Origin of the sequence: Pseudomonas sp. NPDC086112 (assembly GCF_044746425.1) — a bacterium.
Lineage (GTDB): Bacteria > Pseudomonadota > Gammaproteobacteria > Pseudomonadales > Pseudomonadaceae > Aquipseudomonas.
This window is the reverse complement of record NZ_JBIVCD010000004.1, coordinates 84325-110184: the sequence shown is the minus strand read 5'-3', so window position 1 is coordinate 110184 and position 25860 is coordinate 84325. Positions and strand designations below refer to the sequence as shown.

General features: G+C 58.5%; 26 protein-coding genes and 1 tRNA gene. 5 read left to right on the top strand and 22 right to left on the bottom strand.

Annotated elements, in window-relative coordinates; genetic code table 11:
* Window positions 1-340: 340 nt before the first annotated feature.
* The 4 genes from ACIPLA_RS04705 to ACIPLA_RS04690 all read right to left on the bottom strand — a co-directional run bounded on the left by ACIPLA_RS04705 (window position 341) and on the right by ACIPLA_RS04690 (window position 4606).
* Entirely contained in the window at window positions 341-1123 is a 783-nt protein-coding gene (locus ACIPLA_RS04705; RefSeq protein WP_008009603.1) for a MetQ/NlpA family ABC transporter substrate-binding protein, read from the bottom strand.
* Window positions 1124-1492: 369 nt separating this feature from the next.
* Window positions 1493-2425: a sigma 54-interacting transcriptional regulator gene (locus ACIPLA_RS04700; protein ID WP_218396839.1), complete on the bottom strand. Its 933-nt coding sequence runs from the start codon at window positions 2423-2425 to the stop codon at window positions 1493-1495.
* 61 nt (window positions 2426-2486) lie between these two features.
* Window positions 2487-3068: an alpha/beta hydrolase gene (locus tag ACIPLA_RS04695; protein ID WP_123498283.1), complete on the bottom strand. Its 582-nt coding sequence runs from the start codon at window positions 3066-3068 to the stop codon at window positions 2487-2489.
* A 464-nt stretch (window positions 3069-3532) separates the two neighbouring features.
* On the bottom strand, window positions 3533-4606 hold the full coding sequence (locus ACIPLA_RS04690; protein ID WP_218396834.1) for a fatty acid desaturase: 1074 nt from the start codon (window positions 4604-4606) through the stop codon (window positions 3533-3535).
* 100 nt (window positions 4607-4706) lie between these two features.
* Here ACIPLA_RS04690 and ACIPLA_RS04685 point away from each other — a divergent pair, with 100 nt between their 5' ends.
* On the top strand, window positions 4707-5711 hold the full coding sequence (locus ACIPLA_RS04685) for an AraC family transcriptional regulator (RefSeq protein WP_218396832.1): 1005 nt from the start codon (window positions 4707-4709) through the stop codon (window positions 5709-5711).
* A 101-nt stretch (window positions 5712-5812) separates the two neighbouring features.
* Here the strand turns inward: ACIPLA_RS04685 and ACIPLA_RS04680 are convergent, their stop codons facing one another.
* The 4 genes from ACIPLA_RS04680 to ACIPLA_RS04665 all read right to left on the bottom strand — a co-directional run bounded on the left by ACIPLA_RS04680 (window position 5813) and on the right by ACIPLA_RS04665 (window position 8560).
* A complete protein-coding gene (locus ACIPLA_RS04680; protein WP_401171881.1) occupies window positions 5813-7045 on the bottom strand; it encodes a type II toxin-antitoxin system HipA family toxin in 1233 nt (410 codons plus the stop codon).
* On the bottom strand, window positions 7038-7286 hold the full coding sequence (locus ACIPLA_RS04675) for a helix-turn-helix domain-containing protein (protein ID WP_218396826.1): 249 nt from the start codon (window positions 7284-7286) through the stop codon (window positions 7038-7040). The genes ACIPLA_RS04680 and ACIPLA_RS04675 overlap by 8 nt, the downstream gene beginning before the upstream one ends.
* A 111-nt stretch (window positions 7287-7397) precedes the next feature.
* On the bottom strand, window positions 7398-7763 hold the full coding sequence (locus tag ACIPLA_RS04670) for a response regulator (RefSeq protein WP_218396824.1): 366 nt from the start codon (window positions 7761-7763) through the stop codon (window positions 7398-7400).
* Between the two features lie 110 nt (window positions 7764-7873).
* Window positions 7874-8560: a Crp/Fnr family transcriptional regulator gene (locus ACIPLA_RS04665; RefSeq protein WP_401171876.1), complete on the bottom strand. Its 687-nt coding sequence runs from the start codon at window positions 8558-8560 to the stop codon at window positions 7874-7876.
* Window positions 8561-8645: 85 nt separating this feature from the next.
* Between ACIPLA_RS04665 and ACIPLA_RS04660 the strand changes: the two genes are divergently transcribed.
* The gene (locus tag ACIPLA_RS04660; RefSeq protein WP_192346502.1) at window positions 8646-9164 is read left to right on the top strand and encodes a DUF962 domain-containing protein; all 519 of its coding nucleotides are present in this window, start codon (window positions 8646-8648) and stop codon (window positions 9162-9164) included.
* A gap of 107 nt (window positions 9165-9271) precedes the next feature.
* On the opposite strand, the gene ACIPLA_RS04655 is transcribed toward ACIPLA_RS04660, so the two are convergent.
* The 6 genes from ACIPLA_RS04655 to dibA all read right to left on the bottom strand — a co-directional run bounded on the left by ACIPLA_RS04655 (window position 9272) and on the right by dibA (window position 15723).
* Window positions 9272-10261 carry a sulfate/molybdate ABC transporter ATP-binding protein gene (locus tag ACIPLA_RS04655; protein WP_218396820.1) on the bottom strand — a complete coding sequence of 330 codons (990 nt, stop codon included), beginning with the start codon at window positions 10259-10261 and terminating at the stop codon, window positions 9272-9274.
* A gap of 3 nt (window positions 10262-10264) precedes the next feature.
* A complete protein-coding gene (cysW, locus tag ACIPLA_RS04650) occupies window positions 10265-11134 on the bottom strand; it encodes a sulfate ABC transporter permease subunit CysW (RefSeq protein ID WP_008068643.1) in 870 nt (289 codons plus the stop codon).
* Between the two features lie 12 nt (window positions 11135-11146).
* The gene (gene cysT / locus ACIPLA_RS04645) at window positions 11147-11965 is read right to left on the bottom strand and encodes a sulfate ABC transporter permease subunit CysT (protein WP_123498267.1); all 819 of its coding nucleotides are present in this window, start codon (window positions 11963-11965) and stop codon (window positions 11147-11149) included.
* 204 nt (window positions 11966-12169) lie between these two features.
* A complete protein-coding gene (locus ACIPLA_RS04640) occupies window positions 12170-13183 on the bottom strand; it encodes a sulfate ABC transporter substrate-binding protein (RefSeq protein ID WP_007899632.1) in 1014 nt (337 codons plus the stop codon).
* A gap of 142 nt (window positions 13184-13325) precedes the next feature.
* Window positions 13326-13508: a sulfur starvation response protein OscA gene (gene oscA, locus ACIPLA_RS04635; RefSeq protein ID WP_007899630.1), complete on the bottom strand. Its 183-nt coding sequence runs from the start codon at window positions 13506-13508 to the stop codon at window positions 13326-13328.
* Between the two features lie 295 nt (window positions 13509-13803).
* Window positions 13804-15723, bottom strand: coding sequence for a phosphodiesterase DibA (gene dibA, locus ACIPLA_RS04630; RefSeq protein WP_401171869.1), 1920 nt, complete (start codon window positions 15721-15723; stop codon window positions 13804-13806).
* Window positions 15724-15870: 147 nt separating this feature from the next.
* Here dibA and desA point away from each other — a divergent pair, with 147 nt between their 5' ends.
* Together desA and ACIPLA_RS04620 are read left to right on the top strand one after the other, a co-directional pair.
* Window positions 15871-17055 carry a delta-9 fatty acid desaturase DesA gene (desA, locus tag ACIPLA_RS04625; RefSeq protein WP_063341922.1) on the top strand — a complete coding sequence of 395 codons (1185 nt, stop codon included), beginning with the start codon at window positions 15871-15873 and terminating at the stop codon, window positions 17053-17055.
* Window positions 17056-17362: 307 nt separating this feature from the next.
* The gene (locus ACIPLA_RS04620; protein ID WP_218396814.1) at window positions 17363-18352 is read left to right on the top strand and encodes a sensor domain-containing diguanylate cyclase; all 990 of its coding nucleotides are present in this window, start codon (window positions 17363-17365) and stop codon (window positions 18350-18352) included.
* Between the two features lie 111 nt (window positions 18353-18463).
* Here ACIPLA_RS04620 and ACIPLA_RS04615 read toward each other — a convergent pair whose 3' ends face one another.
* The 3 genes from ACIPLA_RS04615 to gabD form a co-directional block, all read right to left on the bottom strand.
* Window positions 18464-19678 (bottom strand): HDOD domain-containing protein, encoded by a 1215-nt coding sequence (locus ACIPLA_RS04615; RefSeq protein ID WP_401171865.1) that lies wholly within the window; start codon window positions 19676-19678, stop codon window positions 18464-18466.
* 135 nt (window positions 19679-19813) lie between these two features.
* Complete coding sequence (gabT, locus tag ACIPLA_RS04610) at window positions 19814-21091, bottom strand: 4-aminobutyrate--2-oxoglutarate transaminase (protein ID WP_007899625.1); 1278 nt, start codon at window positions 21089-21091, stop codon at window positions 19814-19816.
* Window positions 21092-21279: 188 nt separating this feature from the next.
* Complete coding sequence (gene gabD / locus ACIPLA_RS04605) at window positions 21280-22722, bottom strand: NADP-dependent succinate-semialdehyde dehydrogenase (RefSeq protein ID WP_401171861.1); 1443 nt, start codon at window positions 22720-22722, stop codon at window positions 21280-21282.
* A gap of 347 nt (window positions 22723-23069) precedes the next feature.
* Between gabD and ACIPLA_RS04600 the strand changes: the two genes are divergently transcribed.
* Window positions 23070-23146 (top strand) — tRNA-Arg (locus tag ACIPLA_RS04600).
* A gap of 114 nt (window positions 23147-23260) precedes the next feature.
* Here ACIPLA_RS04600 and ACIPLA_RS04595 read toward each other — a convergent pair.
* The 5 genes from ACIPLA_RS04595 to ACIPLA_RS04575 form a co-directional block, all read right to left on the bottom strand.
* Window positions 23261-23593, bottom strand: a complete 333-nt coding sequence (locus ACIPLA_RS04595; RefSeq protein ID WP_218396808.1) for a type II toxin-antitoxin system HicB family antitoxin — start codon at window positions 23591-23593, stop codon at window positions 23261-23263.
* Window positions 23590-23844 carry a type II toxin-antitoxin system HicA family toxin gene (locus tag ACIPLA_RS04590; RefSeq protein WP_081235251.1) on the bottom strand — a complete coding sequence of 85 codons (255 nt, stop codon included), beginning with the start codon at window positions 23842-23844 and terminating at the stop codon, window positions 23590-23592. Before ACIPLA_RS04590 ends, ACIPLA_RS04595 begins: the two co-directional genes overlap by 4 nt.
* Window positions 23845-24348: 504 nt before the next feature.
* On the bottom strand, window positions 24349-24618 hold the full coding sequence (locus ACIPLA_RS04585; protein ID WP_401171856.1) for a hypothetical protein: 270 nt from the start codon (window positions 24616-24618) through the stop codon (window positions 24349-24351).
* 21 nt (window positions 24619-24639) lie between these two features.
* The gene (locus tag ACIPLA_RS04580) at window positions 24640-25278 is read right to left on the bottom strand and encodes a hypothetical protein (protein WP_401171853.1); all 639 of its coding nucleotides are present in this window, start codon (window positions 25276-25278) and stop codon (window positions 24640-24642) included.
* Window positions 25275-25856 (bottom strand): RNA polymerase sigma factor, encoded by a 582-nt coding sequence (locus ACIPLA_RS04575; RefSeq protein WP_401171850.1) that lies wholly within the window; start codon window positions 25854-25856, stop codon window positions 25275-25277. The genes ACIPLA_RS04580 and ACIPLA_RS04575 overlap by 4 nt, the downstream gene beginning before the upstream one ends.
* Window positions 25857-25860 lie beyond the last annotated feature (4 nt).

The following is a 25860-nucleotide window of genomic DNA, read 5'->3' as shown; positions in this document are numbered from 1 at the left end:
CCCTCCAAGGACGCACAGCTTTTGGCCAGACTCAGGGCCGAACCATCACAAGGAAGGGAAAATGGCTGACGTAAACGTGCCGCAGCGGCTGGATCCGCAAGACATCGTGAAATTGCTGATGGCGTTGCGCAAGGCGCTGAAGGCGCGGGCGGCCTGAAACTTTAAAGCAAAAGATCGCAGCCTCGTTTCACTCGACAGCTCCTACAGGGATACGCATTTCAATGTAGGAGCTGTCGAGTGAAACGAGGCTGCGATCTTTTGATCTTGGCGTAATAAAAAACGCCGACGCTGTATCAGCCGTCGGCGTTGAAACCTTGAAAAGGTTTGATACGGCGGTCAATCAGAACGCCGGCAGCACCGCGCCGCTGTACTTCTTGGCGATGAATGCCTTCACTTCCGGGCTGGTCAGGGCCTTGGCCAGTTTCTGGATGGCGACGCTGTCCTTGTTGTCTGGACGCGCCACCAGGAAGTTCACGTAAGGCGAATCGGCACCTTCGATCACCAGTGCATCTTTAGCCGGGTTCAGACCCGCGTCCAGCGCGTAGTTGGTGTTGATCATGTCCAGGTCGACCTGGTCCAGAACACGCGGCAGCATGGCCGATTCCAGTTCCTTGAACTTGAAGTTGTGCGGGTTCTTGGCGATGTCTTTCGGTGTGGCCACAGCGTTTTTCGGGTCTTTCAACTCGATCAGGCCAGCCTTCTGCAGCAGGATCAGGGCGCGGCCGCTGTTGCTGCCTTCGTTGGGGATGGCGATGGTTGCGCCGTCTTTCAGCTCAGCCAGGCTTTTGACTTTTTTCGAGTAGCCGCCGAATGGTTCGACATGCACGCCGATCACGGTCACCAGGTTAGTGCCTTTGCCTTCGTTGAAGTTTTTCAGGTACGGCAGGGTCTGGAAGTAGTTGGCGTCCAGACGCTTCTGGTCGACCTGCACATTCGGCTGAACGTAGTCGGTGAAGACTTTGATCTCCAGGTCCACGCCTTCTTTGGCGAGGGTCGGCTTGATCAGTTCAAGGATCTCGGCATGTGGAATCGGGGTCGCCGCCACCACCAGTTTCTCGCCAGCCTGGGCCAGGCCCGCGGTCAGGGCAGCCGCCAATGCGGTAAACAACAGAACCTTTTTCATGCAGTGTCCTTATCGAAATTCGCGGCCATCATCGACGACGGCTAAACAGTCAGGTGGTTTTTGTTAAGTGCCAGTGAAGTGCTATCGCTGGCGTGACGCGGACAATACCGGGATTTTTTATTCCCGAACAATATCTTTTATTCACTTTCATATTCCATTTTGTTCATACAGATCCAACTCGCCCAAAACCCTGTAGGAGCGAGGCTTACCCGCGAAGGCGTCCTCCCGAACAGACCGAGTCGCCGGCTTCGCGAGCAAGCTTCGCTCCTACAAAAAGCCCGGAACATGACCTCTGTAGGAGCGAGGCTTGCCCGCGAAGGCGTCCTCCCGGACAGACCGAGTCGCCGGCTTCGCGAGCAAGCTTCACTCCTACAGAAGCTCGGTGGCTTTGAGCAGTTGTTTCAAGGCCTCTTTCTCGGCGGCGGAACCGTTGCCGAGGATTTTTTTGAGTTGCTGTTCGATCTGAAGCAGCGATACCGATGCCTCGGGCAAATTCAAATGCTCCGGCAAAATCTCATCGCCGGTACTCACCAACAACGCAAAGTGGATGACGTTCTCCAGCTCCCGGGTGTTGCCCGGCCAACTGTGCTGCTCCAGCAGATGCTGTGCGGCGTCGCTGATCAATGGCACCGGCAGATCGAGGCGTTGGCTGTAGATGCCGAGGAAGTATTCGGCCAGCGACAAAATATCACCCACCCGTTCGCGCAAGGCCGGCAGTTCGAGCTGGCCTTCGCTGAGGTAGTGATAAAGCCGTTCATGGAATTTTCCGGCAGCCACGGCCTGACCCAGATCGATGCTGGTGGCGGCCACCAGACGTACGTCCACCGGGCTTGGCTGCTGAGCGCCAACGCGAGTGACTTCGTGGTTTTCCAGGGCTGCGAGCAACTTGATCTGAATTGGCAACGGCAAGTCGCCGATTTCGTCCAGATAGAGCGTGCCGCCATTGGCCGAACCGAACCATCCCGCACGACTGCTGGCCGAACCGCTGTAACTGCCGGCGGCATAGCCGAACAGTTCTGCGTCGGCGTAGGTCGGGCTGATCGCCCCGCAATTGACTGACACGAACAATCCACCACGGTCACTGGCGCGATGGATGTGCCGCGCCAGCAGTTCTTTACCGCTGCCGGTTTCACCGCGGATCAATACCGAGATCGAACGTGGCGCCAGTTGTTCCAGCTCCTGGCGCAACTGCCGTGAACGCGGATCGACGAACACCAACGCCTTGGCACGAATGCTCAGCGGGCTTTTTTCCGCATCAGGAAAGGTCAGCAGCGGCTGACCGAAGGTTTCATGCAAGCTCATGGCAGACTCCCGCCCCAAAACCGCCGGGAGGCGGGGGCGTTTTCTTAAAAAAATAAAGGGTTCAAGCGCGACGCAGGGCGTGTTGCTCCATGCGGTTTTGCAGACGATAGAGGTACGCAAAACCCTGCTCCCAACGCTGGTGACCGGACTTCACGTTGATGTGCCCGGCCCCCGATAAAATCCCCGCCTCGGCGCCCCAGTTACGTGCCAGCTCAAGCGCTCGTGGCGCACTCACGGCACTGTCGTTGTCGGAGCTGACAACCTGGCTCGGGAACGGCAGCAACGTTGTCGGAATCGGTGCGAAGTTGCGCAAGGCCGGTGCGCAGGCCGGGCGTTCGACGTCCGCCGGCGCGACCAGCAAGGCGCCGCGCACCTGACGCAGAAAATTCAGTGGCGCCGTGGCCGCCCAATGGGCAACGGTGATACAGCCCAGGCTGTGAGCGATCAGAATCACTGGCGTGCTGTCGGCGGCAATCGCCTCGGCCAGTGCCGCAACCCAGTCCTCACGACGAGGCGTCAGCCAGTCGGCCTGCTCCACCCGCGCACTGTTTGGCAGGCTGTTCTGCCAATGGGTTTGCCAATGATCTTCTGGCGATCCTTGCCAGCCCGGCACAATCAGGTAGCGAATTGATTCGTTGCGCATGGGGGAGCTCTCCTGCTGCGTGTCTGTTCGTGACCGAGTATAGGGAGGAGAGTTATATTCGTTAAGGAATAAGAAGCTATTTATTAAGACCTATATCGAATATACAACACGATCAAATGTGGGAGCGGGCTTGCTCGCGAAGGCGGTCTGTCAGTTGATATTGATATTGACTGACACGACGCCTTCGCGAGCAAGCCCGCTCCCACAGGGTTCACTGACTGGCACTTTATCCGGGATAAAAAAGGGGCCGCACCCTGCCAAGGAGACGGCCCCGGAAACTCGAAATCTGTTAGCGCTGATCAACATCGCTGTGACGCGATAATTGGCTGAAACGGTTATCCGATAAAGGAATATTTAATTACTTTAATAGGCCTGAATCGCATATTCGAATCGCTGCTTGCGTCACACCGTATCGTCCCTTTGGGTCAAATTGATGACCAGCATTTGAGTTTCCGGTTACCTCATCAAACCTGAGCGGCACGCACCTCTTGCATCTCGGCGGTGTCCTTGCGCACAAACCGGTTCGCCCGCCCGAACGTCCCGAAATCATTGAACCGCACCCCCATCTCGCGCATCACTTCATGCGCCACCGGGACGGTCATCTGGCGGATGTAAAACGGCTCTTTCACCACAAAATGATGGATCCCGTGGCTGCTGCCGAAGTTGAAGCAGAATGCTTGCAACGGCCACATCCACCAAGGGTTCAGCACCTGAGTCTGCTGAATCACATTCCCCGGCTCCACGTCACCGTAGTAGTGCATGTTCGAGCTGACAAAATGCAGGCAGAACGTGCGCAACACATTCGGGCCGATGATCACGACGGCCGCGATGTCGATCACCGGCATCACCGCCAAAGTAGTCGCCGACCATTCGATGGGCGCCCCCAGCAGATGCGCGATGCCGTTGGCGGAGTGAAAACCGAGGAACACGTACCACGCTCCCCAATGCACCAGCGCCAGCGGTGCGTAAACCTTCAGAAAACGCTTGATGATGCTGAACTTGTGCGCCCGGGTCTTGGCTCGCAGCATGCGGATGAACGCCGACATCACGTTGTCGCCGACCATCAATAGCCGCGCGATTCCCCACGGCTCACCGTTGGTGATCGCCCGCTCTTCCATGTCGGCTTCGGTGCCGGACACCTTATGGTGGTTGAGGTGCAAATGACGGCGGATCCAGGGATTGATGGTGCTCGGTCGCGCCAACCACACCAGGCCCATCATCAGGTTGTGCGGCACGCGCTGTTTGCGGAAGTACATGCTGTGGATCAGGTCATGCTCCAGCTCATGGGTCAGCGAGGCGAAAAACGCGTTGAGCAACAGGCATACCCACCAGGCCATGTACCCGGTGATGTACAGCGCTGCGGAACCGATCATCCCGGCCAACGCGAAGGCCAGAATGCCCGCGCCCAGGGCGTCCTGATGGTTGAGAATCGGGTAGCGCTGGCGCAGTTCGACGCCTTTGGCCAATACCACCTGGCGAATATGCGCTGCTCGCTGTGCTGCATTCAGTCGCTGGGGACTTGCACAAATACCGTCCATGCTTCCATCCTCTGGTTATTGATGTTCGCATCCTGCCTTGCGATGCTGTACGGAGCGGTAGCCGTGAACGCCAACCTGTTGACCGGACGCGCCATTCAATATGACTGAACCGACCTCCCTCGCCAGCTGGACCCGCGCACTGCGCAAGCAGCTCGAAGCGCTGGGGCTCGACAGCACTACCCTGTGCCAACAGGCGGGGCTCGACCCGCAGTTGATGGACGACCCGAACGCCCGTTACCCGTTGTCCGGCACCACGCGCCTGTGGCACATCGCGGTTCAGGTCAGCGGTGACCCGGCGATTGGCTTGCGGGTGTCGCGTTTCGTCAGCCCCACCACCTTTCATGCGTTGGGTTATGCGTTGGTGGCCAGTGGCAGCCTGCGGGAAGTCTTCGAGCGCATCGTGCGTTATCACCAGGTGGTCAGCGACGCGCTGGATCTGGAACTGACCCGCGCCGAGGATCGCTACTACTTCCGCCTGAAAATCCCCCCAGGCAACCCCGCGCCAGCCTTCGAGGCCATCGACGCCTTCGCGGCGATTTACGTGCGCACCTGCCGCAATCGCCTGGGCCGTGACTACGCCCCGCTGGCGGTTTATCTGCGCCGTCCGGAACCAGCCGACCCGCACCAATGGCACAAAGTGTTCCGCTCGCCGGTGTATTTCAACGCCGATGAAGACCGACTGGAATTCGCCCTGGTGGATTTCGACAGTCACCTGGACGATGCCAACCCGGAACTGGCCGAACACAACGAAACCGTGCTCAAACGCACCCTGGCGCAACTCAAACCCCTGACCTGGGAGCGCAAGGTTCGTGACGCCATTGAAGAGCAATTACCCGAAGGCGAACCGTCGGCCGATCGCATCGCCCAGGCGCTGCACTTGAGTCTGCGCAGCCTGCAACGGCACTTGGCGGATGAAGGTTGTCGGTTCGATACGCTGCTCAATGAAAGCCGGGAGAACCTGGCGCTGCTGCATCTGCGCGACCCACTGTGCTCGTTGGGCGAAATCAGTTATCTGCTGGGATTCGCCGACACCAGCAGCTTCAGCCGCGCGTTTAAACGCTGGACCGGAATGACGCCGGGGCAGTTTCGGGATGGGTTGCAGTGACAGATCCTAGAGGTGTTTTGAGTTTTCCGGCCTCTTCGCGGGCAAGCCTCGCTCCTACGGGATCAGCCCGCGAAGGCATCCGTCGCAACGCCACACATATTTCAACCTTTAACCAGACTGCGCGCTTGGCCTGATTTCCACTGATCCATCATCGCATCGCCAACCTCGGCAAAACTGCTATTGGCCCTGATGTAGTGAGCCATCTCCCCCATCGCCACTTCCATCCCGTGAGCAACCTGTTGCAGCAGCTCATTGCAGCGCCCTTCTGTCAGGTTGCAGGCCGACCGACCAAAACGCATCAGCATTTTGTACTTGGGCCACGCCTTCGATCCGCCTAACAGCAACGCCATGCTGTCGGCCTTGATGTAGACCGAAGTCGTAACAATGTCATAGGCCGGAGCCAAACCGATTTGCGCATCAGCGCCACAATGTTCATACAGCACACCGAAGTTCTTGAGATGAGCATCGCCGTTCTTCAAACCGGACGAAAGAGCAACGATTTTGAAAAAAGACTCAAGCGCCTGGTTGAGTAATGACGGGGAGACAAATTCCTTGATTTGCCTGGCAGCACCTTCGTACGAACCGTCGTATTTGGCCTTCGAAGGCCAGGCATTGAGTACGCAGAAATCCTCAAAACCCAGATAGCCTTTGTCATTCAGATCGAAGCGCTCGACGATCAGAAATTTACCCCGTTCGCTGAGTTCGAACTTCGGCACCTCAAGCCCCGAATGGAGTGCGGCTCGCATGCAGAAGTACTCGTTGGCGGCCAGCTCCGGGTATTCCTCTGCACGGAAGGACTTGACCAGATGCGTTGCCCCTCGATGGGTCAGGCGGTCAATGATTGTCGCACTGTCGCGCACAAGCACCTTTGGCTGAACCCCCGAAACGCCTGAGTACTGACCATAGGTGTGCAACAGGTCATCGAACAGCCCTTGAGCACCATCATGAACCAGAAGATCCGCAAGGCTGGTTTCGGGGGGCGGCTCGTTAGCACTTAGCGTATTTGCGATTCCCACGCGTCCCAGCTGATGCGGACCAACGATCGCCAGCATTGCGAAGTCGTCGAATCCTCGCACCGCTTTGCTGAAGCGCCGAACCAATTCATCGCGCAGAGGACCTTCTGGCAGATTCATTTCAAAAACCGGCGGTACACCTCGCTCCCAGGTGTAGCTCTCAAGGCGAGCGGGCATAGTCAGCGAGACGGCATTTTCCTCTAATGCGTCTTGCGCATAGGTGAATACTGAATCGACACCTGACTGTCCGCGGCCCAAGGCCCCTACCATGGTGCCGGAAACACTGACGTGCAGCCTGTCCACAACACGCCCCTCAGCCATGGAAGTTCACCTTTTTCAGGGTATCCAGCGTCGGACGCTTCGACTGCCTGGGTACAGCAGTCAGTTCGTATCCAAAGCCGTTCAAGATCGCTTCAACCTTGCGGATACCGATTTCAGAGACGGTGTTGTTCTCGATACCAGAAATCGTGGCACGGCTCATTCCGTACTGCTTTGCCAGATCCTGTTGAGACATCTTTCGCTCTTTGCGCAGTATTTTGATCAGTTTCCCAAGGTTTTCCATTCGAGTCGCTCGCATCGTATACAGTGCAAAATTGACTAATAGCACATACATGCATCGTATTTAATGCATAACTAGGCCGAAGTCTAGCTCATTTCTTGGCCAGTCTCGCTCTCAACGCCCCCGATCACGCCGCAACAACTTGCGCACCCGTTTCACCAGCTCACTGACGGCAAACGGCTTGAGCAGGTAATCATCCTCATGCAACTCCAGCCCGCGCAGTCGATCCTCAATGCCGTCCTTGGTGGTGAGGAGCAGCACCGGCGTGTCGCCGAGCTTGCGGATCTGTTGCAGCAACTGCCAGCCGTTGAGTCCCGGCAGCATCACGTCGAGGATGATCAGTTCGTACTCACCGGACTCGATAAAGCGCCGGCCGTCCATGCCATTGAGCGCCACATCCACCGTGTAACTCGCTTCGCTCAAGCCTTTGGCCAGAAGGCTGGCGGTCTCGGGTTCGTCTTCCACTAGCAACACACGCATGGCACACCTCGATTGTCGTCGTCACAGGCTAGGCGCGTTCGCGGATAAAGCCCATCAATACCGTGGTGATTTCAAAAGATCGCAGTCTTCGCAGCGCCTACAGGTGCACGTCAAATCATCGCCAACGCCCGCAACCGCTCGGCATCCAGAATCTCGATCTCGCCATACTTGAGATCCACAACCCCTTGCCCCTGCAAATCCTTGAGGAGCTGATTGGTGGTCTGGCGCGACAGCGACAGCATCGATGCCAGTTGCTCCTGAGGCAGTTGTAGAACACGGCGCGGCGGGTCGATTTCACCGTAACCCTCGGCGATCATCAGCAAGCGATGAGCCAAGCGTGCCGGGGCAGGCATCAGGCTCAGCTGTTCGAGGTTGATGAAGGTCAGGCGCAGTTTGTGGCTCATCAGCAACGCCAGTTGCCGCCAGTAAACCGGTTGTTGGTCGAGCACCTTCAGCAGCGTCGCCTGCGGAATGTGCAACAGGATGCACTGGCCAACGGCGTAGGCATCGTGGGTTCGCGGCTGGCCATCGAACAGGCAGATTTCGCCGAACCAGTGTGGCGACTCCACCAGGCTCAGCAGTGCTTCCTTGCCCTGCTCGCTCACCGCGCCAATGCGCACCGCCCCTTCAAGTACTGCATACAGCCCGCATGGCGGATCACCGCGTTTGAATAGCAGTTGCCCCGACGGCAGGCGCCGAACCCGGGCGGCAGCCAGCAGACTATCCTGTAAAGGAACAGGTAAATGACTGAACCACTGCCCCGTATCCAGGCGCGAACGCCAAACCTGCATGTCCATGAAAACTCCTGGAGATTGTCGCCTGGCTGACAGAGCGAAAGATGAAACCCGGGGCATCATCCATCACCCTACAGGAGGAATAACAATGAAAAGCCTCGTTGACCATCTCAGTCAATACGCCGCCTACCACCGTGACCCGCGCAATATTGCCAGCCACTTTATCGGTATCCCGCTGATTGTAGTGGCGGTTGCGGTGTTGCTGTCGCGGCCGCAATGGGGCGCAGGCTGGATTTCGCCGGCGGTGCTGGTCGCGATGGCATCGGCGTGGTTTTACTTGCGCCTGGAGGTGCGTCTTGGGGTGTTGATGACCGTGTTGCTCGGTCTGTGCATTTGGGCGGGACAGGTTCTCGCGCAGCAAAGTACGCTGGTCTGGCTGGCAAGCGGCATCGGGATGTTTGTGGTGGGGTGGGCGATTCAGTTTGTCGGACATCATTACGAAGGGCGCAAACCGGCGTTTGTCGATGACGTGACGGGATTGATTGTCGGGCCGCTGTTCGTGGTGGTTGAGTTGGCGTTTTTGCTCGGGATGCGGCGTGAGCTTAAAGAGCAGATCGAGGCGCGAGTGGGTGGTGTGCGTTTGCGTCAGAAAGGTGCTGCGGCGTAGATCGCTTTCGCGAGCAAGCCCGCTCCCACAGGGTTTTGGGTTGGCCACAGATGTGTGTTCAACGCAGATCCACTGTGGGAGCGGGCTTGCTCGCGAAGCTTTTGCTTTTAAAGGTTGGCGACTTTCTGCCAGACCTTGGGCTTGAAGAACAACGTCTCACCCTTGGCCAATCCGACCAGGCTGTCGTGGTCTTTCACCACTTCAGCCTCGATCAACTCGCTCTGGCCTTCGACCTTCAGTGTCACCCGCGTAGTCGCGCCCAGCGGACGAATATCGCGCACTTCAGCCGCGTGGTGGTCTTCCAGCTCATGCCGCGACAGCGACACTTCGTGTGGACGGAACAGCACGTGCCGGTCTTCGCCCAAATGCAGACGGTTCGAGTCGCCAAGGAAGTGATAGACGAAATCGCTGGCCGGGTTTTCGTAGACGTCACCCGGTGAGCCGATCTGCTCGATCACACCCTTGTTCATCACCACGATACGGTCGGCGACTTCCATCGCCTCTTCCTGGTCGTGGGTCACGAACACCGAGGTCAGGTTGATGTCTTCGTGCAGCCGTGCAAGCCAGCGACGCAGCTCTTTACGGACCTTGGCATCCAGTGCACCGAAGGGTTCGTCGAGCAGCAAAACTTTCGGTTCCACCGCCAAGGCACGGGCCAATGCGATGCGCTGACGCTGGCCGCCGGAGAGTTGTTCCGGGTAACGATCGGCCAACCAATCCAGTTGCACCATGTTCAGCAGTTCGTGGACTTTAACCGCGATCTGGCTCTCGCTCGGGCGTTGGTTTTTCGGCTTCATGCGCAGGCCGAACGCGACGTTGTCGAACACCGTCATGTGCCGGAACAGAGCGTAGTGCTGGAACACGAAACCGACATTGCGATCACGCACGTCGTGGCCGGAGACGTCTTCACCGTGGAACACGATGTTGCCCTGATCCGGGGTTTCCAGGCCGGCGATGATTCGCAGCAACGTGGTCTTGCCGCAGCCTGACGGCCCCAGCAACGCCACCAGCTCGCCGCTTTGAATGTCCAGGCTGATGTTGTCCAGCGCCTTGAACGCGTGGAAGTTTTTGCTGACGTTACGCACTTCGATCGACATGACTTATTCCTCCGCGGCGCTGGCGCGCAGGCGGTTAATACGGTTTTCGCTCCACTGCTTGAGCAGCAGGATGAAGAGCGCCAGGATCAGCAACAGGCTCGCCACGGCGAACGCGGCCACGTGGTTGTATTCGTTGTAGAGAATCTCGACGTGCAGCGGCAGGGTGTTGGTCACCCCACGAATGTGCCCGGAAACCACCGACACCGCACCGAACTCCCCCATCGCTCGCGCAGTGCAGAGCACCACGCCATAGATCAGGCCCCATTTGATATTGGGAACGGTGACGTGCCAGAACATCTGCCAGCCATTGGCACCGAGCAGGCGCGCGGCCTCTTCCTCCTGAGTGCCTTGTTCCTGCATCAGCGGGATCAGCTCACGGGCCACGAACGGCACGGTGACGAAAATCGTCGCTAACACAATGCCCGGCAAGGCGAACACGATCTGGATGTCGTGATCTTGCAACCACGGGCCGAACAGGCCCTGAGCACCGAACATCAATACATAGACCAGACCGGCGATCACCGGCGACACCGAGAACGGCAAGTCGATCAGCGTCACCAGCATGCTCTTGCCGCGGAACGAGTATTTGCTCACGCACCACGCCGCGCTGACACCGAACACCAGGTTCAGCGGCACCGAGATCAGCACCGCAATCACGGTGAGTTTCAACGCCGACAAGGCGTCCGGCTCGAAGATCGCGGTGAAGAACGCACCCAGGCCCAGCTTCAGGCCCTGGGACACCACGATGAACAATGGCAATAACAAAAACAGCGCGAAGATCAGCCAGCCGAGGCCGATCAAGACTCGCCGCGACGTGGCACTGCCACGGCGGGCGGCGTTCGAGGAGGCTGCTGCAATAGACGATTGGGACATTTTTGCGCCTCCTTATGGGGTTTCGATGCGCCGCTGCAGCAAGTTGATCAGCAGCAACAGGACAAAGGAAACCACCAGCATCAGTACACCAATGGAGGTGGCGCCGGTGTAATCGTACTGGTCGAGCTTGACCATGATCAGCAGCGGCAGAATCTCGGTTTTCATCGGCATGTTGCCGGCGATGAAAATCACAGAACCGTACTCGCCGACCCCACGGGCAAAGGCCAAGGCGAAACCGGTCAGCCAGGCTGGCAACAGCGCGGGCATCAGGATATGACGGAAAACCTGCAACGGTTTTGCCCCGAGACAAGCCGCCGCCTCCTCCACTTCACGGGGAATATCGGCCAGTACAGGCTGTACCGTACGTACCACGAATGGAAGCGTCACAAAAGTCAGCGCCAGCGTGATGCCGAGGGGGGTGTAGGCGATCTTGAAACCCAGGTCCGCCGCGAACTGACCCACCAGGCCGGTGGGGGTGTACAGCGCGGTCAGCGCGATACCGGCCACCGCAGTGGGCAAAGCAAAGGGCAGGTCGATCATCGCGTCGATGACTTTGCGTCCCGGGAACGTGTAGCGCACCAGCACCCAGGCCAGCAGCGTGCCAATGATGCCGTTGATGATCGCGGCATAGAGCGCGGTGCCGAAGCTCAGCTTCAGCGCCGCCAGCACCCGTGGCGCCGAGATGATCGCCCAGAACTGGTCCCAGGTCAGTTGAGCGGCATGCACGAACATCGCCGCCAGTGGAATGAGCACAATCAAGCTGAGGTACACCAAGGTGTAGCCCAGCGTCAGCCCGAAGCCGGGTATGACGGGGGAGATACGACGCGACATAAAAGTCCTTGGTTGAGAACGCGCTAAGCCCCGACGGTGAAATCGGGGCCCGTTAGCCAATGCCAGCCACTTAAGTGCTAAACCTGTGGGAGCGGGCTTGCTCGCGAAGGCGGTGTGTCAGGCGACATCAATGTTGACTGTGCCGCTGTCTTCGCGAGCAAGCCCGCTCCCACATGGAATGCGCATTGGCTGATCTATTTCAGGTTACTGCGCCTGATAAATCTGGTCGAACACGCCACCGTCATTGAAGAATTTCGGTTGCGCGGTTTTCCAGCCGCCGAAGTCCTTGTCGATGGTCACCAGCTCCAGTGTCGGGAACTGTTTGGCGTACTTGGCGGCCACCTCTTTGTCACGTGGACGATAGAAGTTTTTCGCCGCGATTTCCTGGCCGGCCGGGCTGTACAGGTGCTTGAGATACGCTTCAGCAATGTCGGTGTTGCCCTTTTTCTCGGCGTTCTTGTCGACCACGGCCACCGGTGGTTCGGCCAGGATCGACAGCGAAGGCACGACGATGTCGAATTTGTCAGCGCCGCCGTCTTCTTTCAACGCCAGGAAGGCTTCGTTTTCCCAGGCCAGCAACACGTCGCCCTGACCGTTGTTGACGAAGGTGATGGTCGAGCCGCGAGCACCGGTGTCCAGCACAGGCACGTGTTTGAACAGGGTCTGCACGTACTCTTTGGCCTTGGCTTCGTTACCGCCGTTGGCTTTCAGGCCATAAGCCCAGGCCGCGAGGAAGTTCCAGCGCGCCCCGCCTGAGGTTTTCGGATTCGGGGTGATGACTTCCACGCCGTTTTTTGTCAGGTCGCCCCAGTCCTTGATGCCTTTCGGGTTGCCCTTGCGCACCAGGAACACGATGGTCGAGGTGTAAGGCGTGCTCGCTTCCGGAAGGCGCTTCTGCCAGTCGGCCGGCAGGCTCTTGCCGAGCTTGGCGATTTCGTCGATGTCACCGGCCAGGGCCAGGGTCACCACGTCGGCCCGCAGACCGTCGATCACCGCCCGGCCCTGCTTGCCCGAACCACCGTGGGACTGCTGGATTTTCACGTTGTCGCCAGCGTGGTCTTTTTTCCAGAAGTTGATGAACTCGGCGTTGTACTCCTGGTACAGCTCACGGGTCGGGTCATACGACACGTTGAGCAGCTCGTAATCCTTGGCAACCGCGGAACCAGCAAAAAGGGCACTGGCCAGGGCGGCCAAAGCAAAATGACGAATCGACGACATGGTGAAAGCTCCTGGAATTCTTGATGTGTTGGCTTTTCTTATGGTCTGGAACGGGTTGCCTGTTTGAAGATCGCAGCCTTTACATCAGCCTCCCGTAGGAGCTGCCGAAGGCTGCGATCTTCCAATCTTTCAATCTTTCGCTTCAGCTCGGCTTGTTGCCCGGGCTCTGCAAACGGAATTTCTCTTTACGTTCGATCTGAACCACCTGGGCGTTATGCACGGTGATTTCCACCGCGCCAAAGCGCAGATCGCGCAAGGCGCTCTGGATCTCACGCAAAATGGTGGCTTCGTCCTGCCCGTCAACACTACGTAGGGATGCGCTCATGGTGCTGCTCCTTAATGAGATATGCCTGGCAGTGGCGGGCACTGCTTACGGCGTGAGAGCAATAGTAGATAGGCGCAGATATTCTTAAAAAGACTATTTAAGAATGTTTATATAACTAGAATGCATTATTTGATGGAGCAAGGGGTTGCGGAGGACCAACTACTTTCAAGGGCATACAAAACCCTGTGGCGAGGGGGCTTGCCCCCGTTCGGCTGCGTAGCAGACGCAAAAATTTGGGGCCGCTACGCGACCCAACGGGGGCAAGCCCCCTCGCCACAAAAAGCAGATCAGGCGCTCATCCAATCACTGGCGCCCGAGCCCAATCCAATGATGCCGCCGGCACTGGCCGCCCAAACCAGTACCCCTGCCCCAAATCGCAGTCGTGTTCGAGCAGGAAACTCGCCTGCTCGACCTGCTCGATCCCCTCGGCATGCACTTGCAGCCCCATGCTCTGCGCCAGCGCAATAATCACCCGCACAATCGCCACGTCATCCTCATCACTCGGTAACCCTGCGACAAATCCCTGATCGATCTTGAGCTTCTGCACCGGCAGACGCTTGAGCCGCAGCAATGATGAATAGCCCGTACCGAAATCATCAATGGCCAGCCGCACGCCCAACTCGCGTAAACGATGCATCTGCTCCAGCGCCACTTCCGGGTCTTCCATCACCGCGCTTTCGGTGACTTCCAGCTCCAGATACGCCGGGGCCAGGCCCGTGTCGTGCAGCACCTGAGCCACTTGCTGATACAACTCGCGGCGGGCAAACAGGCGAGAAGAAACGTTCACCGCGACAAACGACAACACCACGCCCGCCGCTTGCCACTGGCACATCTGCTGGCAGGCCTGACGCATGATCCAGGCATCGATCTCGGCAATCAGCCCGGTGCGTTCGGCGATGGGGATGAATTCAGCCGGCGACACCAACCCACGTTGCGGATGCTCCCAGCGCACCAGCGCCTCGACGCCGATCAGGCGACGGGTTTTGAGGTCATGCACGGGCTGGTAATAAACCCGCAATTGCTCCTGCTCCAGCGCCTGGCGCAGTTGGAACGCGATCTCGACGCGCTGCTGGGCATGCGCAGTCAATTCTTCAGTGTAGAGGGCATAGCCATTGCGCCCAGCGCTCTTGGCCTTGAACAGCGCCGAATCGGCGTTGCGCAACAGTTGCTCGGCACTCAAGGCATCGCTGGGGAACAGGCTGATGCCGAGGCTGGCGTTGATAAATAGCGGATTCCCGTCGATCTGGAACGGTTCTTTAAGGCCATCGATGACTCGCTGAGCCAGCGCCGCGGCATGCCCCGGTTGCGGGCAGTTTTCAGTCAATACCGCAAATTCGTCGCCGCTGAGCCGCGCCAGCGTGTTGCCCGGGCCGAACAAGGCATTCAGACGCTCAGCCACAGCCTTGAGCAGTTGGTCACCGACACTGTGACCGAGACTGTCATTGATCAACTTGAAATGATCGAGGTCGATCATCAGCAACGCACAACCGCGCTTATGGACCTGCGCCGAAGCCACGGCCTGCCCGGCACGGTCGGTTAGCAGAAGGCGATTTGGCAGATCGGTCAACGGATCGTGATGGGCCAGATGCGTCAATTCATGTTCGGAGTTCTTGATTGCGCTGATGTCGGAAAACACCGCAACGTACTGGCTGAGCCGCCCCTGCTCGTCGCGAATGAGACGGATCGTCTGCCATTGCGGGTAGATCTCGCCGCTTTTACGACGGTTCCAGATTTCCCCGCTCCACTCGCCGAGGCTGTCGAGTGTCGTGAACATCGCTTGGTAGAAACCCGGCGGGTGATGGCCCGACTTGAACATGTTCGGTCGCTGCCCCAGCACTTCCTCGCGCTGGTAGCCGGTGATTTCCATGAACGCCCGGTTCACATGGACGATCAACCCGTTGCTATTAGTGACCAGCACCCCTTCACGGGTGCAATCGAACACCGCTGCCGCCTGACGTAAACGCTCCCGGTCGGCATTGCGCTCGCGCAATTTGGCGCCGACACCCAGGCAGCGAAACAATCGTGCCCGTGCAATGAAGATCAGCCCGGCACTGAACGCCACGCAGGCATAACCGTTGATCAGCTGCCAGCGCAGCAGGTCGGTGGAATTATCGAAGAACCTGTTCAATAAATAACCACTAAACTGGAGCCAGGTTACGGAAAGCACCAGGTAGAGCAGCGCTGCACGCAAAGCATCGCGATAGGTGGCTGACATTAGAGCGTCCATGTCCCTACAAAAAGGCTGGAATTATAGATTAAAGACACATCCAGCCACTCTTATCTGAAAGGGCGACTGGTTTTATCTGTGGGCTAAGTGATAATGCAACGGCTGTTTTTTTCTTTATCGAGGGTCCTATAGGCTATGTGGTACGAAGGTTTTCTTGGCTTATCGCCCTGGTCACTGGTGGCTGTCACCCTACTGATGACCCACGTGACGATCGTCGGCGTCACGGTTTATCTGCATCGCTATTCAGCCCATCGCTCGCTTGAGCTCAATGCCGGCCTGAAACATTTCTTCCGCTTCTGGCTGTGGTTGACCACGGCGCAGAACACCCGCGAGTGGACAGCTATCCACCGCAAACACCACGCAAAATGCGAAACCGTCGACGACCCGCACAGCCCGGTCATCAAAGGGCTGTCCACCGTTCTGCGCAAAGGCGCCGAGCTGTACCGCGCCGAAGCGGAAAACCCCGAGACCCTGCGCATCTACGGCAAGAACTGCCCCGAAGACTGGATCGAACGCAACCTCTACAGCCGCTTCCCGCTGTTGGGTGTGGCAATCATGGGCGTCATCGACCTGCTACTGTTCGGCACCATCGGCATCACCATCTGGGCCATCCAGATGATGTGGATCCCGGTATGGGCCGCCGGCGTGGTCAATGGCCTGGGCCATGCCATCGGCTACCGCAACTTCGAATGCCGCGATGCGGCGACCAATCTGGTGCCTTGGGGCATCCTGATCGGCGGCGAAGAACTGCATAACAACCATCACACCTACCCTAACTCCGCCAAACTGTCGGTGAAGAAATGGGAATTCGACCTCGGCTGGGCCTGGATCCAGGTCTTCAGCTTCCTGCGTCTGGCCAAGGTCCAGCGGGTTGCACCCATCGCCCACCGCGTTGAAGGCAAAGGCAGCCTGGACATGGACACCGCCATGGCGATCCTCAACAACCGCTTCCAGATCATGGCCCAGTACCGCAAGCTGGTGATCGCGCCGCTGGTCAAGCAAGAGCTGGAAAAGGTCGATCACTCGGTCCGTCATCAGTTCCACCGGGCCAAGCGTTTGCTGTCGCGGGAAACCAGCCTGCTGGACGACAAGCACCATATGCGCATCCAGACCATGCTCGAGCACAGCCAGGCGCTGAAGGTAATTTACGAGAAACGCCTGGCCTTGCAACAGATCTGGGTCAAGACCAGCTCAAATGGTCACGACATGCTGGCTGCCATCAAGGATTGGGTACACGAGGCCGAGGCCAGCGGGATTCAATCCCTGCGTGACTTCGCCGGCCAGTTGAAAACCTACTCCCTGCGCCCTGCCAACGCCTGATCCTCCACAGAAGAGGCTTTTCGTAGGAGCCAGGCTTGCCGGCGAAGGCGCTCTTAAACACGCCTTCGCCGGCAAGCCTGGCTCCTACGTATCCGATCCGCCCTTCGGGCTTGCCCCCCACCCGCTTGACGGCGAAGCCATCGCAAACCAGCGACGTGTTTTAACCGCCCGGCGGGAGCATGCTCTCTCGCCACCCAAGGCGGGAACTTCGCTCCAAATCCCCTATCTCAAAGACACTTCGCCATCCAGGCGGGCTCTGTTTTTGGCCGCTGTCGACATAGCGGCACGCCCTTTGAGATTTGTGCCGATGGTCCATAAAAACCTACAAGACACATCCCTTCCACAGTGGCCCGAGGCCGCGCAAACCCTGATGGCGCTGATGCATGCCCAGGGTGAAGTGGCGCGCCTGAGCGAACGCGAACAGCTGTTCAGCTCGCTGCTGGTCAGCGTCAACGCCGTGCTTTGGGCATATAACTGGGAAACCCGCCAGGTGCTTTACGTCAGCCCGGCCTATGAACGGATTTTCGGCCGCCCCGCTGGCCTGTTGCTGTCCGACTACAACCACTGGCGCGACAGCGTCTATCCCGACGATCTGGACTACGCCGAGCGCAGCCTCGCGCAGGTGCTGGTCAAAGGCGCCGTTGAAGACCGCGAGTACCGCATCATCGCTGCCGACGGCCAAGTGCGCTGGCTCAGCGACAAGTGTTTCATCAACCGTCAGGCCGAGCCAGGTCAACCAGTGATCATCGTCGGCATTGCCGAAGACATCACCGAAAAAAAGCAGATGGAAGCCCAGCTGCAACATCTGGCCAGCACCGACGTGTTAACCCAAAGCAGCAATCGCCGACACTTCTTCGAATGCGCCCATCGCGAATTCGAGCAGGCGCGGTTGAACGGTGCGCCGATGGCGTTCCTGCTGCTGGACATCGATGACTTCAAAGTGGTCAATGACACCTACGGCCATCAGGAAGGCGACAAGGTGCTGCAACGCATCGCCGAGAGCGGTCGCGCGGCCCTGCGGCGTGGTGATCTGTTCGGACGGATCGGCGGTGAAGAATTCGCGGCGGTGTTTCCCGGCTGCGCACCGGACATGGCCATGCAAGTGGCCGAGCGCCTGCAACGGGAAATTCAGCGGTTAAGCTTCAGCCATGACGACCAGACCTTCGGCATCACCGTCAGCCAGGGCCTGAGCAGCCTCACACACGAGGATGAAAGCATCGACAGCCTGTTCGCCCGTGCCGATGCGGCGATGTACCAGGCCAAGCGCCAGGGCAAAAACCGCATCATTTCTGGCTGATTTTTTTTGTAGGAGCGAGGCTTGTCCGCGAAGGGGTCACCGCGGTTTTACTGACCCACCGTGGTGACTTCTTCGCGGGCAAGCCTCGCTCCTACAGGTTTTGCGTGAAGCTTATTTTTTACGCAAACGCATCAGCTCCGGCAATCCGATCTTGAGCAATCGCGCTGTGCGGCTCTTGGCCAGTGCCTCGATCCCCTCATGCTCGGTCAGGCGCGCCAGTTGCGCGGCCATGTTCATCACCAGCGCTTCGCGGGAGTAAACCCCGCCACCGAACTGGTAAACCGCCGCAATCAGCTCCCGCAGCTCCAAGGGCAGCCGCCAGCGGGTCCGTAGCGCCGAACCATAGGCCGCGCCGAACTCGGTCAATGCATCGCCGACTTCCTGCCATTCATCCAGCTCACCGCCAGCTTCCTTCCACTCCTGCAAACAACGCAGCAACGCCAGGTCGCCGAGGCAATGCAGCATGCCTGCGCAATAACAGCGCGCCTGATCCAGATCCAGCAAACGCGCCAGTGTCCGGGCGTATTCGGCGGTGTGCAGCGACAACTGCCAATAACGCTCGGCATAGTCCGCCAGCTGCGGATCACTGAGCCGGGCACTGCGTTTGAGAGCGAGCCCCAGAATCAGGTTCATGCTTTGCCCGGTGCCCAAGCGTTGCAGCGCCTGGGCCAGGGTTTGCACAGCGACGCCATGATGCTGGGCTGCGCTGTTGGCGGCGGCGATCAGGACAGCGGTAATTTGCGGATCAGTGCGGATTTCGTCTTCCAGCCGCGTCAGATCGAGGCCATCGGGATTGAGGCTACGTTTGATCGCCACCTGCACATCGGTCATCAACGGCGCACCCTCCGCCAGTTCGCGACGTAGCTCCAGGTACACCGACAAGGTCATGCCTGGCGCCAATGACGGCGCCTCACAGGACACCTCTTCGCCGGCGTTCAGCAACAAATCCTGCAGGCGCTGGGTCAGGCTTTCGATGTTCAAGGGTTTGGTCAGGTACGCCGTGGGCGCCAGGGGCAAGACTTCGCGCACGCTGGCGCTGTCGTTGCGGCTGCTCATCAGAATGAAGGGCAGCGGCGGATTACGCTTACGCTGCCGGACGCTGCGCAGAACATTCAGGCCATCAACGCCAGGCAACTCCCAGTCGACGATCACCAGGTCATAAGGGTTTTCCGCCAACAGATGCAAGGTTTCCTGGCCATCGGCACACAGGTCCAGCCGCGCGTCGCAGCGCACATTCAACAACACCTGCTTGAGCAGGTCGCGGGACCAGGGGTCGGCCTCGGCAATCAGCACACGCGGCACAGCGGGTAACACCACAGCAGTCATCGCACACTCCAACGGCAATGCTTGCACCTTAGTCAATGATGGCCATTCGATACAGCTCAATTGCCGCCGATCTTTTCAAGCAGATACAAAAAAACCCGCCGAAGCGGGTTTTTTGTCGATCAGGTCACAAATCAATCAGAGCTCAGAGAAGCACTCTTCGATGATCGCCAGACCTTTGTCCAGTTGCTCGTCCGGCGAGGTCAGCGGTACCAGTACGCGCAGAACGTTGCCGTAGGTGCCGCACGACAGCAGGATCAGACCCTTGTCGCGCGCCTTGGCCACAACCGATGCCACAGCAGCAGCGTTCGGCTTGTGGCTGTCGCCGTCGACGAACAGCTCGACCGCGATCATCGCGCCCAAAGCACGTACTTCGCCGATGACCGGGTATTTGGCCTGGATGGCTTTCAGGCCAGTTACCAGACGCTCGCCAACCGCTTTGCAGCGATCCAGCAGGTGCTCTTCTTCGAACACTTCCATCACGGCCAGGGCCGCGGCGCAAGCGATCGGGCTACCGGCGTAAGTACCGCCCAGGCCGCCTGGAGCGATGGCGTCCATGTATTCGGCCTTGCCGCACACACCGGCCAGCGGGAAACCGCCAGCGATGGATTTGGCGAAGGTGGTCAGGTCGGCAGCAACGCCCATCTGCTCCATGGCGAAGAAAGTGCCGGTACGGCCAGCGCCAGTCTGTACTTCGTCAGCGATCAACAGAATGCCGTGCTGGTCGCACAAAGCGCGCAGACGCTTCATGAACTCTTTAGGCGCGACGTAGAAACCACCTTCGCCCTGAACCGGCTCGATGATGATGGCAGCGATGTCACGCGGCTCGGCGTCGTTCTTGAAGATGCGTTCGATGCTGGCGATCGAATCGTCGATGCTCACACCGTGCAATTCGTTCGGGTACAGCGCGCGGAAGATGCCGCCTGGCATCAGGCCCATGCCGGCCGAGTAAGGCACGACTTTACCGGTCAGGCCCAAGGTCATCATGGTGCGACCGTGGTAAGCGCCGGTGAACGCGATCACGCCGGCACGGCCAGTGGCGGCGCGGGCGATCTTGATGGAGTTTTCCACGGCTTCGGAGCCGGTGGTCACCAGCAGGGTTTTCTTGGCGAAATCACCTGGCACCTTGGCGTTGATTTTTTCGCACACTTCCACGTACGGCTCGTACGCCAGAACCTGGAAGCAAGTGTGGGTCAGCTTATTCAGCTGCTCGGTCACGGCGGCGATGATTTTCGGGTGCACGTGACCGGTGTTCAGCACGGCGATACCGCCGGCGAAGTCGATGAACTCGCGACCTTCAACGTCAGTCACGGTAGCGTTCTTCGCGGACTCGGCGAAGATCGGGTGAATCTGGCCAACACCGCGCGGTACAGCGGCTTCGCGGCGTTTCATCAGGGATGCGTTAGTCTTGCTCATAGTGTCCTCATTCACCGCTCATCGGGCGGCGTGGTTCAAGGAAAATGCGGCGGGGAGGCAACTACGGCAGCATGCGATGATCGACTGCCACAGCTTTCCCGGCCACAGAGAAAATTCCGTTTGAAGCGCGCAAAGGGACAGCGCTCTCGTGCCCTTTGCGCTTGAAGCAATGCCTTGCCTTACCGGGCTTAGATGCCCAGGCAGAGGTATTTGATTTCCAGGTAATCTTCGATGCCGTACTTGGAGCCTTCACGGCCCAGGCCCGACGCCTTGATGCCGCCGAACGGCGCGACTTCGTTGGAGATCAACCCGGTGTTGACGCCGACCATGCCGTATTCCAGGGCTTCAGCCACACGGAACACACGGCCCAGGTCGCGAGCATAGAAGTACGAGGCCAGACCGAACTCGGTGTCGTTGGACATCGCGATCACGTCCGCTTCATCTTTGAAGCGGAACAGTGGCGCCAATGGACCGAAGGTTTCTTCCTTGGCCACGGCAGCGTTGTTCGGCACGTTGGTCAGGATGGTCGGCTCGAAGAAGTTGCCTTGCATGCTCTTGCCGCCCGCCAGCACAGTGGCGCCTTTACCGACGGCGTCAGCAATGTGCTCTTGCACCTTGGCCACGGCTTTCTCATCGATCAGCGGGCCAGTGGTGGTGCCGTCGTCCAGACCGTTACCGATCTTGAGCTTGGCCACGGCCACTTTCAGTTTTTCGGCGAACGCGTCGTAGACCGAATCCTGAATGTACAGGCGGTTGGCGCAGACGCAGGTCTGGCCGTTGTTGCGGTACTTGGAAATGATCGCGCCTTCGACGGCCTTATCCAGGTCCGCGTCGTCGAACACGATGAACGGCGCGTTACCACCCAGTTCCAGAGAGACTTTCTTGATGTCTTTGGCGCACTCGGTCATCAACTGACGGCCGATTTCGGTCGAACCGGTGAAGGACAATTTGCGCACGATCGGGTTGCCGGTCAGCTCGCTGCCAATGTCGCCAGCGCTGCCGGTCACCACACTGAACACGCCGTTCGGAATACCGGCACGCTGAGCCAGTTCAGCCAGGGCGAACGCCGAGAACGGAGTTTGCGAAGCCGGCTTGAGCACCATGGTGCAACCAGCAGCCAGAGCCGGGCCGGCTTTACGGGTGATCATCGCGGCCGGGAAGTTCCACGGAGTAATCGCAGCGGTCACGCCGATCGGCTGCTTGATCACGATTAGGCGCTTGTCTGGCTGGTGACCCGGAATCACGTCACCGTAGATGCGCTTGGCTTCTTCAGCGAACCACTCGATAAAGGAAGCGGCGTAAACGATCTCGCCCTTGGCTTCAGCCAATGGCTTGCCCTGCTCCAGAGTCATCAGGCGAGCCAGGTCGTCCTGGTTCTCGATGATCAGCTCGAACCAGCGACGCAGCTTGTTCGCGCGCTCCTTGGCGGTCAGGCCACGCCAGGCTGGCAGCGCTTTATCAGCGGCTTCGATCGCACGGCGGGTTTCGGCAGCGCCCATTTTCGGCACAGTGCCCAGAATTTCGCCCGTTGCCGGGTTATTGACCTTGATCGTCTGACCGTTGTCCGCATCGACCCAAGCGCCATCGATAAAGGCTTGCTGGCGGAACAACTGGGTGTCTTTAAGCTGCATGTCGGCTTTCCTTAACAGCACCGCGCGAGGCGGAGCGAATTATGATTGTAGAAAGGCGCCTTATAGGCTGCCGTCAGGGAAATCATTCACCGGGCTGAAGCACATAAATAGCGCACAAATCGAACTCGTGCGGTTCAGCACCCAGACAAGAGCGTTTGAAATCTCAAACGAATCCTAGGATCAAAGGGGGTAAAGGACAATAGGCTGTTCGAAAAAAAGAACGAAAACGCCGCATTTGCCTATTTTTTCAGATCAGCGTAGCAAACGCAGGTTACGCTTTTGAAAAACGCAGGCGATTCAGCGGCATGGACGCCCGCAACGCATATGAGTATCATGGCGCCCGCATCGCACCAGTAGCTCAGCTGGATAGAGTACTGCCCTCCGAAGGCAGGGGTCGTGGGTTCGAATCCCGCCTGGTGCACCATATGTAGAAGTGAGAAAGCCTCAGGTCTTAGGGTCTGGGGCTTTTTTGTGGGTGTCTCGTCCTGAATAAGGTTTACACCTTCTGGCTTCTTTCAGGAAGGTGCAATGGCAGTGGTCAGGCATGCACCTCACGATCAAGAACGTCAGCTACCCACTGATTGATACTCTTGTGGGCTAACTGCGCTTTTACGGCGACGGTTGCATGGAGTGCCGGCGCTAAACGCAGACTGAGATTGCCAGAATAGGGCTTCTGCGGCGCACGTCCGAGCTTGGCGCAAGTATCCAGATAATCAGTGACGGCCTCTTCGAATGCATTTCGAAGCTCCTGTACCGACTCGCCATGAAACCCAACGACATCTCTAATACCAGCGATATGGCCGACAAACAGGCCATCTTCCTCGCTGTATTCAATTCGGGCGGCATAGCCTTTGTAATTCATTACGTTCATGGGGTGACTCCTGCTTGTTCAAGGAAAGCCCGAGCATCACGAACCTGGTAGGGCTTTGCTTCTTTGTCCGGGTGTGGTCGGTGAAAGGTGGCAACCACACCGTTCAGCTCAAAGCGTACCCGGGACCCATTGCCTTCAATGGTCTTGGCACCAGCGGCGCCGAATAAAGACTCGATACGGGCCCACTCCAGCGTGGCTGGGGTCGGCCTTGAGAATATTGCTTTCAGGGTGCTGAGCTGTTTGTTATTCATGGTATGAAATTATGATACCAGGCAAAAGAAAGCAACCGCGAATCCTTATCTATCTGGGCCTGGACGGATGAGGATTGACCAAGACTGGCAGAAACTCGACTGGTAGGGCGGAAAAATCCAGGCAATAAAAAACCCCTGAGCAGTCTCAGCACCGAAGCGCATCAACCGACAGGGGCCGTGTTGTGGGTGATCGTAAGGGTTGAGGACTTCTCGTCAACTGCCGGTAGGCACTGGTGACCCAGTCAAGGCAGAGGCAACCGTCAAGGAAAACTTGACGGTTCGAATCGCTGACTCGTTTCAGGTCAGCCGCGTGCGGATGAACCAGTCGCTGCCAATGCTCATCGCCTTACCCCACAACATTTTCTGGGTAGTTCTTGGGTAGTTTCTTGGGTAGTCAGCGGCGCTGCTGCTACCGCCCCCTACACCTGTTGCGCAAAACACGCCTAGATGGACTCAAGGTCAAACAGCATTTATCAATGACAAAAAACCGCCAAAGCGGTTTTTTCATTCTGTCGTCCAGTCAAACTCGTCGTACTCATCATCGTCTTCTTCATCCTCGATCAACTCATCATCAAGAACGTCATCCTCAAGCGCTTCTTCTTGCTGCTTCGCCAGAAGAAACTCCTTACGACTCTCAGTCACTGCTCGCCGTAATTCCTCACCCTTCACCGGGCAGTTGAGCATTTGGGCGATGCGGTCGATTTTTTGTGCCACGGCATCCTCCAACGCATCGGCTATGGGCTGATAGTGCGCGCTTTCGGGTGTCGATGCCAAATTTGCCGACCGCTGTTCACCTCATTTTTTCTGCAAATCCTTGAGTCGGGCCGTGAGGTTTTCCTTGGGGAAGCGCTTGTGCAATGTCGCCATCAGCGCCTCGGCGGCTTGTGTCTGACCGATCTCTTGCAGGCGTATCACTTCACGTAATTGATCATCCAGTGACTTGGCCGGCGCGGCTAAGCGTTTGCTGATTTTTGCTTCGTCAGCCATTTCGCTGTTGATCGACTCGCGCTGCAACGGTGCCGAGAACTCCGCCATGGGCGCAGCCGGTGCGGGCGCGGACATTGCTCCGGCGGGCGCAGCCTGGGCGCGAGCAGCAGGTTCATTCGTTTCAGCGGCTTCCTGTTTGGAGAGCGGTGCGGAGGCTTTGGGCGCAGGCGCGAAGTCGTAACTCGGCAGTTGTTCCGACGGGCGCTGTACCAGCGCCAGCATCAATGCGACGCCGACGAGGCTGGCGAATGCAACCTGCCAACGGGGTTGCTGGCAAGCGCGGAGCCAGCGCTGCCACAGGTTCGGCTTCGGTGTTGGGGCTTCGCGATGGGCCGTTGCGAGGATGAAGGCGTCGAGATGCGCCGGTGGTTCGCCGCTGCTGTGATCGCGAAAATGCTTGAGCACTTCATCGTCGGGCGATGGCGGTGTTTGTCGGGCGTCAGTCATGTCAGTACCTCCTCGGCCAGCAGCCGACGCAGTTTTTGCTGGGCGTAGCGCAAGCGGCTTTTAACGGTTTCCAGCGGGATTTCGGTGAGGATGGCGATCTGCGGCAGGTCGAGGTCGCCGTGGGCGCGCAGCAGGAACACTTCGCGCTGGTCGGCGGGCAAGGTTTGCAGGGCGGCTTCGAGGCGTTGACCGTCGCGGCTCAGGCTCAGCAGTTGTTCGGGGTCGGCCGCGTCATCGATCAGTGCATGGGTTTGCTCGTCATAGCTGTCGTGCAAGGGGTTGTGGATTCCGTGTTTGCGCCAGTGATCGATCAGTCGGTTGCGGGCAATCTGGTAGAGCCAGGTACGAAAGTTCGCCCGACCTTGTGGCTGACTGGTGCTGCGGATCAGGCTCAGCCAGGTTTCCTGGTACACCTCTTCGGCCAGTTCGGGCTTGCCGCTGAGGCCGAGGAGGAATCGATAAAGGCCCTGACGGTGGCGGGCGTACAAAACTTCGAACGCCGGCCCGTCGCCCGAGCGATAACGCGCCAGCAGCGATTCATCGCTGCTGGCGGTTGAGCTGATTTCAGGATCGGACATGTCA

Excerpts from the sequence above, each read along its gene's own strand:
- ACIPLA_RS04705 (WP_008009603.1), bottom strand. The coding sequence starts at position 1,123 with ATGAAAAAGGTTCTGTTGTTTACCGCATTGGCGGCTGCCCTGACCGCG.
- ACIPLA_RS04700 (WP_218396839.1), bottom strand. The coding sequence starts at position 2,425 with ATGAGCTTGCATGAAACCTTCGGTCAGCCGCTGCTGACCTTTCCTGAT.
- ACIPLA_RS04695 (WP_123498283.1), bottom strand. The coding sequence starts at position 3,068 with ATGCGCAACGAATCAATTCGCTACCTGATTGTGCCGGGCTGGCAAGGA.
- ACIPLA_RS04690 (WP_218396834.1), bottom strand. The coding sequence starts at position 4,606 with ATGGACGGTATTTGTGCAAGTCCCCAGCGACTGAATGCAGCACAGCGA.
- ACIPLA_RS04685 (WP_218396832.1), top strand. The coding sequence starts at position 4,707 with ATGACTGAACCGACCTCCCTCGCCAGCTGGACCCGCGCACTGCGCAAG.
- ACIPLA_RS04680 (WP_401171881.1), bottom strand. The coding sequence starts at position 7,045 with ATGGCTGAGGGGCGTGTTGTGGACAGGCTGCACGTCAGTGTTTCCGGC.
- ACIPLA_RS04675 (WP_218396826.1), bottom strand. The coding sequence starts at position 7,286 with ATGGAAAACCTTGGGAAACTGATCAAAATACTGCGCAAAGAGCGAAAG.
- ACIPLA_RS04670 (WP_218396824.1), bottom strand. The coding sequence starts at position 7,763 with ATGCGTGTGTTGCTAGTGGAAGACGAACCCGAGACCGCCAGCCTTCTG.
- ACIPLA_RS04665 (WP_401171876.1), bottom strand. The coding sequence starts at position 8,560 with ATGGACATGCAGGTTTGGCGTTCGCGCCTGGATACGGGGCAGTGGTTC.
- ACIPLA_RS04660 (WP_192346502.1), top strand. The coding sequence starts at position 8,646 with ATGAAAAGCCTCGTTGACCATCTCAGTCAATACGCCGCCTACCACCGT.
- ACIPLA_RS04655 (WP_218396820.1), bottom strand. The coding sequence starts at position 10,261 with ATGTCGATCGAAGTGCGTAACGTCAGCAAAAACTTCCACGCGTTCAAG.
- cysW (WP_008068643.1), bottom strand. The coding sequence starts at position 11,134 with ATGTCCCAATCGTCTATTGCAGCAGCCTCCTCGAACGCCGCCCGCCGT.
- cysT (WP_123498267.1), bottom strand. The coding sequence starts at position 11,965 with ATGTCGCGTCGTATCTCCCCCGTCATACCCGGCTTCGGGCTGACGCTG.
- ACIPLA_RS04640 (WP_007899632.1), bottom strand. The coding sequence starts at position 13,183 with ATGTCGTCGATTCGTCATTTTGCTTTGGCCGCCCTGGCCAGTGCCCTT.
- oscA (WP_007899630.1), bottom strand. The coding sequence starts at position 13,508 with ATGAGCGCATCCCTACGTAGTGTTGACGGGCAGGACGAAGCCACCATT.
- dibA (WP_401171869.1), bottom strand. The coding sequence starts at position 15,723 with ATGTCAGCCACCTATCGCGATGCTTTGCGTGCAGCGCTGCTCTACCTG.
- desA (WP_063341922.1), top strand. The coding sequence starts at position 15,871 with ATGTGGTACGAAGGTTTTCTTGGCTTATCGCCCTGGTCACTGGTGGCT.
- ACIPLA_RS04620 (WP_218396814.1), top strand. The coding sequence starts at position 17,363 with ATGGTCCATAAAAACCTACAAGACACATCCCTTCCACAGTGGCCCGAG.
- ACIPLA_RS04615 (WP_401171865.1), bottom strand. The coding sequence starts at position 19,678 with ATGACTGCTGTGGTGTTACCCGCTGTGCCGCGTGTGCTGATTGCCGAG.
- gabT (WP_007899625.1), bottom strand. The coding sequence starts at position 21,091 with ATGAGCAAGACTAACGCATCCCTGATGAAACGCCGCGAAGCCGCTGTA.
- gabD (WP_401171861.1), bottom strand. The coding sequence starts at position 22,722 with ATGCAGCTTAAAGACACCCAGTTGTTCCGCCAGCAAGCCTTTATCGAT.
- ACIPLA_RS04595 (WP_218396808.1), bottom strand. The coding sequence starts at position 23,593 with ATGAACGTAATGAATTACAAAGGCTATGCCGCCCGAATTGAATACAGC.
- ACIPLA_RS04590 (WP_081235251.1), bottom strand. The coding sequence starts at position 23,844 with ATGAATAACAAACAGCTCAGCACCCTGAAAGCAATATTCTCAAGGCCG.
- ACIPLA_RS04580 (WP_401171853.1), bottom strand. The coding sequence starts at position 25,278 with ATGACTGACGCCCGACAAACACCGCCATCGCCCGACGATGAAGTGCTC.
- ACIPLA_RS04575 (WP_401171850.1), bottom strand. The coding sequence starts at position 25,856 with ATGTCCGATCCTGAAATCAGCTCAACCGCCAGCAGCGATGAATCGCTG.